7 protein-coding genes are annotated in these 8,619 nt (G+C 75.4%); 4 read left to right on the top strand and 3 right to left on the bottom strand.

The genetic code is table 11. From position 1 onward, the window contains the following. On the bottom strand, positions 1-681 hold a 681-nt coding region (locus tag ABT238_RS36360), incomplete at its 3' end, for a PepSY domain-containing protein (RefSeq protein WP_350805680.1). A 318-nt stretch (positions 682-999) separates the two neighbouring features. Between ABT238_RS36360 and ABT238_RS36355 the strand changes: the two genes are divergently transcribed. Further along, positions 1,000-2,241 carry a helix-turn-helix domain-containing protein gene (locus tag ABT238_RS36355; RefSeq protein WP_350805674.1) on the top strand — a complete coding sequence of 414 codons (1,242 nt, stop codon included), beginning with the start codon at positions 1,000-1,002 and terminating at the stop codon, positions 2,239-2,241. A gap of 221 nt (positions 2,242-2,462) precedes the next feature. Further along, complete coding sequence (locus ABT238_RS36350) at positions 2,463-4,298, top strand: hypothetical protein (RefSeq protein ID WP_350805670.1); 1,836 nt, start codon at positions 2,463-2,465, stop codon at positions 4,296-4,298. Positions 4,299-4,325: 27 nt separating this feature from the next. Here ABT238_RS36350 and ABT238_RS36345 read toward each other — a convergent pair whose 3' ends face one another. Continuing rightward, positions 4,326-4,949, bottom strand: coding sequence for a carbonic anhydrase (locus ABT238_RS36345; protein ID WP_350572243.1), 624 nt, complete (start codon positions 4,947-4,949; stop codon positions 4,326-4,328). 125 nt (positions 4,950-5,074) lie between these two features. On the opposite strand from ABT238_RS36345, the gene ABT238_RS36340 reads away from it, so the two are divergent. Further along, on the top strand, positions 5,075-5,446 hold the full coding sequence (locus ABT238_RS36340; RefSeq protein ID WP_350572242.1) for a low affinity iron permease family protein: 372 nt from the start codon (positions 5,075-5,077) through the stop codon (positions 5,444-5,446). A 453-nt stretch (positions 5,447-5,899) separates the two neighbouring features. Here the strand turns inward: ABT238_RS36340 and ABT238_RS36335 are convergent, their stop codons facing one another. Continuing rightward, positions 5,900-6,835 (bottom strand): hypothetical protein, encoded by a 936-nt coding sequence (locus tag ABT238_RS36335; RefSeq protein ID WP_350805665.1) that lies wholly within the window; start codon positions 6,833-6,835, stop codon positions 5,900-5,902. A gap of 489 nt (positions 6,836-7,324) precedes the next feature. On the opposite strand from ABT238_RS36335, the gene ABT238_RS36330 reads away from it, so the two are divergent. After that, positions 7,325-8,605, top strand: a complete 1,281-nt coding sequence (locus tag ABT238_RS36330) for a PP2C family protein-serine/threonine phosphatase (protein ID WP_350805687.1) — start codon at positions 7,325-7,327, stop codon at positions 8,603-8,605. Positions 8,606-8,619: the final 14 nt, after the last annotated feature.

Below are 8,619 nucleotides of genomic sequence, written 5' to 3'. Positions count from 1 at the left end.
GTAGGAGCTGCCGGAGCCGGTGGTGCTGATGGTGGGGGAGGGGCCGTTCCACTTGCTGTTCAGCGTGCCGGCCCGCACGTCGTCGTAGCTGTCGATGACCTCGCCGGTGGTGGCGTCGACGAAGACGTGCAGACGGCTGGGGGCGCCGCCGTTGCTCCCGCTGAGGACGGTCTCCCAGGCGAGGCGGCCGCTGTCGCCGTCCTTGACGCGCACGACGAGTCGGCGCGACTCGACGGAGTCGACGACGGCGAGCTTGGTGCGCGCGGTCTTCTCGGCCTTCTGGGCGCTGATCCGGGCGCTGGTGGCACTCCCGATGCGGGCGGCGGCGGCGGACTGCGATCCGCGCACCTGGCCCTGGGCGTCGGCGAGGACGACCGCGTCGCCGCCGACCACGGGCAGGCCCTTGTAGGTGCGCTCGTAGGCGACCGAGTAGAGGCCGCCCACCCACGGGGTGACGGACTGGCGCTCGTAGGTCTCGTCGGGGCCCTTGGCCAGGGCGTCCAGGCCTGCCGCGGCCGCCCGGTCGGCGGCGCTCACGGCGGCGGCCAGGGCGCTGGGCGGCGCGGGGGAGGGCGCGGGCGCGGCGACGGCCGGGACCGCGGTGGCGGCTATCGTGCCGGCCAGCAGGGTCAGGGTGGTCGCGGCGGTCAGCAACCGGCCCGCGGTAACACTGCGTTTCATCGAGGCTCCTAGCAGGTGGGGGTCCTCGACCGCGGAAGGCAGGGCTGATGGCACACCGCAGGGCCGTGTTTCGGGGACGGCCGTGCGGGCCGTCCGCGCTCGGGTGCTCGAACCCTCACATGGCGTCATGCTCCGGTCAATGACCGGTGCGTGTGATGCGCGGGGTTGGCAAGTTTCGTCAAGAACCCCGGGCCCGGACGGCGGAAGGTCTGCCCGAAAGTGCCGTTGATTGGGGATCCCGGAGCGGTTCCCGTAGCCTGACCTGCGGGTTCGGCGGGATGCCGGGCCGAGGGGCGGTGCGGGGGGTCACGAGTGGGCGTGGAGAGCGACGAGTTCGCCGGAATGCTGCGGGGGCTGAAGGAGCGTTCGGGCCACAGCTACGGTGTGCTCGCGACCCGGCTGCACGTCAGCACCTCCACGCTGCACCGCTACTGCCACGGCGCGGCGGTCCCCACCGAGTACGCGCCGGTCGAGCGGTTCGCCCGGGTGTGCGGGGCGAACGGCGACGAACTCGTCGCCCTGCACCGCTGCTGGCTCCTGGCGGACGCGGCACGGCGCCGGGAGGCGGGCACGGCGACGCCCAGGCCCCGGCCGGAACCCGCGCCGGCTCCGGATCCCGTTCCCGTGCCGGTGGTGGCGACGGCGCCGGCACCGCGAGCGCCGGGGGAGGCGGCCCGGCGCCGGCTCAGGGCGCTGCTCGGCGCCGTGGTCGTGATCGGCCTGATCGCCGCCGCGTCGGCGTTCGTGCTGCACGGCCGCCGCGGACCGGCCGCCCTCCCGGCCGCGACCACCTCCGGCTCCGCCGCGACCGCGTCTCCCACCGCGAGCGCGCCCCCGAGTGCCGTCCCGTCGGGCGCCGCCTCGTCGAGTGCCCCGTCGACGCCGTCGCCGACGCCGCCGCCCGCCGCCTCCGTGCCGGCACCGGCCGACGACACCTCCGCGCCCTTCCACGTCAACGTGTTGACCGACAACTGGGGCAGCCCCTGCGGGCAGTGGTTCCTCTCCACCCGCTCCCCGGCCCAGGTGGCCGCGCCGCCGGACACCTCGGCGGACGTCGACAGCTGGGCGGCCGCCCAGCAGGGCGTTCCCGGCGGGCACCTCCGGCTGCAACTGACCGCCCAGGGCGCCGACGCCACGCCGGTCGTCCTGCACGCCGCCTACATCCAGGTCGTCAGCACCCGCCCGGCGCCCAAGGGGAACGCCTACACGCCCGGCTCCGGCTGCGGCGGCGGCCTCACCCCGGCCGCCTTCGCGGTGGACCTCGACGCGCCCGCGCCCCGCGCCACCGCGGTGCCGGCCCAGGAGAGCACGGGCAAGCCCGTCCTCTCGACCTTCCCGTTCCGCGTCTCCGCGACCGACCCGCAGGTCATCAACGTCGACGCCGCCACCGCCGCGCAGGACGTCAGCTGGTACCTCGACCTGGTCTGGACCAGTGGCGACCGCCAGGGCCGGCTCCGCGTCGACGACCACGGCCGCCCCTTCCGTACCGTGGGCATCCGCGACGCGGCGGCCTACTTCCACGACGGCAAGCGCTGGTCCCCGACCACGCCCGACCTCTGACCCGCCCGGCGCCCGGCCGACCCGCGGAACACCGCCACCGCCGCCGACCTGGCGCCGGCGGCACACCCCTCGGGCCCGGGAGGTCCGGCGCCCCCGAACCGGACCTGGAAGCCCGCTGATCCCCGCCCTCCCGGGCGCTTGCCGATCGGGCCGGGCGGGAAGGACGGGACCGAGGCCCGGGCCCGGGGGAGCCGGCGGCGGGGCGCGGAGTGGGGGACACGGTGACGGAGCAGGGAGTCCGGCGGGGCGCGGTGCGGCGCGGGGCGCTGGCCCTGGCCGTCTGGTGGCTGTGGATGCCGCTGCTCGCGGTGCTGGTGTGGCTGGTCAAGCACGCCGTGTTCGGCGGCTTCGGACAGCAGGACCAGAGCTACGTCCTGCTGATCCGGCAGCAGTTCTTCCCGCACGGCGGCGTGCTGGACGCGGCGCCGCTGTTCTGGTTCTGGGTCGCGGTGGGCCTGTGCGGCACGGTCGGGGCGACCGTCCACGTCGCGGACGGCTCCGGGGCGGGGCTCGGCGGGTGGCGGGTGCGGCTGGCCCTCGCGGTGGCGGTGCTGGCGGTGGCCGGCTCACTGGTGCGCGCGGGCACCGGGCTCTGGGACGACGACAAGGACGAGGGCCGCTTCTACGCGGCGGCCACCGTGCTCGACGTCCCGGCCGGCGGCGCGGGCACCCCGCGTTCGGTGCTGCCGGTCACCGAGCACACCCGCCCGGGCGACGGCGGGCGCTGCGACCTGGTGGGCACGGCGGACGTGCCGGCCTGCGTGAAGACCGCGCCGATGCCGGACTTCGACTTCGAGGCCCGCACCGCCTCCTACGCGGCGGCGACCAAGGCGCTCACCGACAGCGCCGGTCTGACCTCCGGGACCCACCTGCTGGGCCGCAGCCTGCACTACCTGCCCGACGACTCGCCGGGCGGCGGGGTGTGGACGGCGGTCCTGGACGGCTCCGGCGAGCAGCCGATGGAGGGCGTCGCGGTGTGGGACGGCCGCTCGAACTCCGTGGCCACCTGCGTCTTCCGCGGCGACCACGCCTTCGGCCGGGCCTTCGCCGGCTCGGGAGCCGTCAGCCTGCGCAACCTGCTGGCCGAGCGCTTCCCGGCGCTCGTCTACGGCGACAACGACATCCAGGGCTACTGCGACGGCGCCGACCCCCGCACCGCCCGGCCGGTGGTGGTGATCGCGGTGTCACGGCAGATCGGCTACCGCCAGCGCACGGTGCTGGAGCCGGCCGGTGTGCTGGTGCTGCGCGGCTCCCCGGACGGCCGCCCGGACGTGACCTACCGGGAGACGGTGGCCCCGGGCGAACTGCCGGGGGCGGTGTACCCGACCTCGGTGGTCCGCTCGCAGATCCACGAGGTGCAGTGGCTCGGCGGCCGCGGTGCCAAGGACGACCGGGGCTTCGGCTACGCGCACACCTCGGCGGCGACCAACGCCACCAACCCGGGCGAGTTCCTGCTGCGCTCCAGGGCGGACGGCCACCTGTACTTCGTCACGCCGCTGGTGCCGAGGGAGAGCTCCTCGCAGCTGGTGGTGGCGTTCGCGGTCGTCCGGGCCGACCGCGCCGGCGGCGGCCTCAACGACCTGCACGTCTACGTGCGCGGCGACGACGCCCCGTCGGTGAACCTGGACGTGCTGGCCAGCCGGATGGTGTCGTACATGGCGCAGCAGACCGCGATCGCCATCAGCGCAGGTCAGGGCGGCGCGCTGCAGGAGATCATCCCGTACGGGCGGGACATGTGGCGCGGCTTCGTGGACTTCAACGGGCAGACCCAGGACTACATCGACCTGTCGGGCGACGCCACGGTGACGCCCAACCTGGTGTCGCTGAACGGCAGCATCACCCCACCGGGCGCCCAGCCGTCCCCGTCCCCGTCCCCGGCCCCGTCCTCGCCCCCACCGCCGTCCCCGGCCCCGACCGCCCAGCCCTCGCCCGGACCGGCCGGCGGATGCGGCGGCGACCCCGGACAGCTCACCACCGCGCAGCTGGCGGCCTGCGTCGCGGAACTCTCCCGGGCCCTCCAGGGCCGCGTCCAGGGCGAGCCCGCCCCCCGGCCCTGACCCACAGGCCGACCGGGGGCGCCGGCCTCAGGAGGCGGAGCCGGCCGGCACGTCCAGGCCGTGGGCCGTCACCAGGTGGGCGGTGCCGTCGGCCAGCCGGTAGGAGATCCCGATCACCGCGGCCGTACCGGCCTCGACGGCCTGGGCGAGGGTGCGCGAGCGCTCCAGGAGGAGGTCGACGGTGTGCTCGATGTGGATGTCGATGAAGTCGGAGTCCTCCGTGCGCCCGGCCGCCCGGGCGGCCAGCACGCTCGGGGTCACGCGCTCGATCACGTCCCGCACGTAACCGGTGGCCGTGGTGCCCTCCTGGACGGCCTCGCGGGTCGCGGCGACGGCGCCGCAGGAGTCGTGCCCGAGGACGACGACCAGCGGGCTGCCGAGCACGCTGACGCCGTACTCGATGCTGCCGAGCACCTCCGAGCCGACCACGTGACCGGCGGTGCGGACCACGAACAGATCGCCGAGACCCTGGTCGAAGATGATCTCGGCGGCCAGCCGGGAGTCGGAGCAGCCGAACAGGACCGCGAACGGACTCTGGGCCGGGGCGGTGGCGGTCCGCCGCGCCGCGTCCTGGTTGGGGTGCTCGGGGGCGCCCGCCGTGAATCGACGGTTGCCGGCCAGCAGGGTCTCCAGGGCGGTCTGGACAGTCATTCGATCACCGGTCATAGGCGGCAGCCTACGGGGGCCGCCGCCACCGGGCAGCACCGGGGACCCGGACGGACGGGTGTGCGGACACTCCGACCGGGTACACGCGCGGTCACGGAAGGGTGAGCGACATGACGTTCCAGCACCCCGCCCGGCGGCGGGAGGACGGAAGACGCGGCCGGTTCGAGCAGTTCGCGGAACTGGCGTCGAACCTCACCAGCTCGCCCGCGTTCGCGGTGTTCTGCCTGGTGCTGGTCGCCCTGTTCGTGGCCGTGCACGCGGCAGGGCTCTCCACGGAGTGGCAGATCCTCGCCGGCGACGCCATGACGGCCGTGACCCTGCTGCTCCTGGCGATGCTGAAGAACGCCGAGCGGCGCGCCGAGCACGCCATCCAGCGCAAGCTCGACGCGATCGCCCGCGCCATGCTCGAACAGCGGGAGGGCGAGGGCGGGCAGGCCCAGGAGGACCTGGGGTCCGCCGTCGGGATCGAGGAGCGCCTGTAGCGGCGGCCGTCCCCCGGCGCCGGGGAACGGCCGCCGGGGGACGGGTGCGTCAGGAGACCGCGACCTCGCCGAGCTGCAGGTAGTGGTCACCGAACTGGTCGGTGCTCAGCCGGGTGCCGGTGATCTTCACGTAGCGCGCCGTGGCCGGCGCGAACGGGAGGGTCAGGGTGGGTCACCCCGCCGGTCGGCCGCTGAGGGGCGGGCGAGGAGGAGAAGACGTGGTCCGCGCCGCTGGCGACCCAGACCGAGGGCGGGGTGGCGGCGCCCGCCTGGGCGGGAAGCACCGAGGCCACGATCAGTCCCGCCAGGGCCGTTATTGACGCCCTTGCAGCCATTGTCCCCACAGCATCCCTTTCGCGATCAACCGGTCCGCACACGGCCGGGCCGTGGCGCTGCCAGTCATATCGCACGAGGAGCATCCGGTCCCGCTCTTCGGTGGAAAAGTGGAATCCGTCACCCCGTTCCGCCCCGGCGCCGCCGGCGGCCCCGCGGGGCGGGCTCCAGCGGGAGCTGGTCGCCGGTGGCGCCGGTCTCCAGCCGTCCGTAGTCCGGGTGGTCCAGCCGGTGGTGGACGTAGATCTGATCGGCCCACGGCGGGTCGAAGGGCGTGAACGCGCGCAGGCCCAGCACCCGTCCGATCGCGCGGTCGTGGTGGGCGGCGTTGAAGTCGGCGACGGCGGCCGCCTCCCCGATCCGCTCGATCGTGCCCGGCAGGTCGTCGAGGTAGCAGGTGACCCGCGGCAGCAGGTGCGCGTGCGCGGCCCCCCGGAACAGGTCGAGGGCCGTCGCCGTCGAGGAGTAGTAGTCCAGGTCGAGGGCGACGAAACCGACCGGATGGTCGCGCAGCACCCCGGCGCGCGCGTCCAGGTACTCGGGCAGCGTCCGGGCCAGGTCGCCGATCACCAGCTCGGCCGGTCCCATCCGGGCGCGCAGCCGGTCGTGGTCCATCGTGTAGTAGCCGGGGGCGAACAGGTAGGGCAGGTCCCGGGGGTCCTCGGCGGCGGGCAGCCCCGCCCCGCTGTCGAACCCGACGACCCGCACCGCCACCCCGGTGGCGGCGGCGTAGTACCGGGCGTGCTCGGCGAGCGCCAGCAGCCCGTTGCCGCCGGCCACCCCGAACTCCACCACCGTGACGCCCCGGTGCCCCAGCCGCGCCGCCGACTCGGTGGCCCGCCGTACGCCGTAGGCGTAGTGCGGCCGCTCGACCAGGCCGAACCGGTACGCGGCCGCCGGACCGACGCCGGGCAGCCGCCGCAGCAGCCGGTTGCGCGCCGCGGTCCGGGTGCCGGACTTCGACCACTCCCACAGGACGTCGGCCAGCCCGCCGGCCGGCCGCCGGCCGAACGGATGCCCCTTCTGGGCGGTCGAAGACGAACCCCTGCGCACCATGTCCCTCCCCGGTACGACGACGACGGTCGGAGGCATCCCTACCCTTCCGACCCCTGCGGCGAATCGGCCCGCCGGAACCCGCGGGAGGCGAGGGCGGCATCGAGCACGTGAGGTGCCCGGCCGTCAGGGGCGGCGTGGCGCCGCCGCCGTGATCCGCCGTCACCGGCTCCGGCCCGGACACCGTGGCGGGGCGCCTCGCCGGTCACCCGGTATGTTGATCATCCGCCGGCGTCCGACCGCCTCCCGTCGGTTGGCCCGCCCCGCTGACCCGCGGCGCGCGGCGTCGTCGCCCGGGGCCGTGGGTGGGCCGTCCGGTCCGGTTCACGCGGTCGGTCCACGGGTGTCGGGCGTGGGTTCCCGTCCGTCCGGCGGCCGCCTGCGTAGCGTTGGCGCGATGAACGGGACGGTGTCGTGAATTCCGGCGTGGAGCCGGCCTGGCCGCCGGGTGAGGAGGACCACCCGGGGTTCCGGCCGGATCCGGACGAGCGGCTGGAGGGCGTCGCCGCGCAGCTGCGGGCCCTGGCGAGGGCCAAGAACCGGTTGCAGGGACTGCTGGCGGCGGTGCTCGCCATCGGCGGCGACCTCGACCTGCCGGCGGTGCTGCACCGCATCGTCACGACGGCCATGGACCTGGTCGGTGCCCGCTACGGCGCCCTCGGCGTGCTCGCCCCGTCCGGCGACCACCTGGAGCGGTTCATCACCGCCGGCCTGACGGCGGAGGAGCGCGCGGCCCTGACCGGCGTCGACTTCCCGCACGGCCGCGGCGTGCTCGGCCAGCTGATCCACCACCCCGAGCCGCTGCGTGTGGACGACATCCCCTCCCACCCGGCGTCGGTCGGCTTCCCGCCCGGCCATCCGCCGATGCGCACACTGCTCGGCGTGGCGGTCACCGTCCGCGGCGAGATCTACGGCGACCTCTACCTCTCCGAGCGCGAGGACGGCCGGCTGTTCGACGAGGAGGACGAGGAGATCGTGCGCGCCCTCGCGGGCGCGGCCGGCATCGCCATCGAGAACGCCCGTCTGTACGGCTACCTGCGCGACAGCGCGGAGCAGTTCCAGCGGCTGCTGCTGCCCACGCTGCCGGACCTCACCCCGTTCTCCGGGGCCGCGGTCTACCGCACCGCCGCCGAACCGGCCGGCGTCGGCGGCGACTGGTACGACGCCGCGGTCCTGCCCGACCGGGCCTGCGTGGCCGTCATCGGCGACGTGGTCGGCCACGACCTGAACGCGGCCGCCGCCATGGCCCAGGCACGCAACATGCTCCGCGCGCTGCTGTTCGACCGCAAGTCCCCGCCGAGCGCCGTCCTGACCCAGCTCGACCACACCGTGCGCGCCATCACCGACCTGCCCGTCACCACCGCCTGCCTGGCCCGGATCGAACCCGCCGCCGACGGCTGGACCCTGCACTGGAGCACCGCCGGTCACCTGCCGCCGCTCGTCCTCACCCCCGACGGGCACGCCCGGTACCTGCACGCCGAACCCGGCATCCCCCTGGGCGTCGACCCCGACATCCACCGGCCCGACCACAGCCACCCGCTGCCCGCCGGCAGCACGGTCGTCCTGTTCACCGACGGCCTCGTCGAGGACCCCGGGCGCTCCATCGACGAGGGCCTGGACACCCTCGCCGCCCTCGCCGCAGCCCACGCCGCCGACCCCCTGGACGCCCTCGTCCGCGCCCTCGCCGACCACCACCCCAGCGACGGCCACGACGACATGGCCATCCTCGCCATCCGCACCCCCGCCCCGCCCCGGCCCGGTCCGCTCGCGTAGCGGCGGCCCGGGCC

It is taken from the genome of Kitasatospora sp. NPDC001527 (genome assembly GCF_040298605.1).
Classification (GTDB): domain Bacteria; phylum Actinomycetota; class Actinomycetes; order Streptomycetales; family Streptomycetaceae; genus Kitasatospora.
The sequence above is the reverse complement of the archived record's forward strand: the minus strand, read 5'-3'. Positions and strand labels throughout refer to the sequence as shown.

Bases quoted from the DNA above. Each gene is read 5' to 3' on its own strand.
- ABT238_RS36345 (WP_350572243.1), bottom strand. From the start codon at position 4,949: ATGACTGTCCAGACCGCCCTGGAGACCCTGCTGGCCGGCAACCGTCGA.
- ABT238_RS36335 (WP_350805665.1), bottom strand. From the start codon at position 6,835: ATGGTGCGCAGGGGTTCGTCTTCGACCGCCCAGAAGGGGCATCCGTTC.
- ABT238_RS36340 (WP_350572242.1), top strand. From the start codon at position 5,075: ATGACGTTCCAGCACCCCGCCCGGCGGCGGGAGGACGGAAGACGCGGC.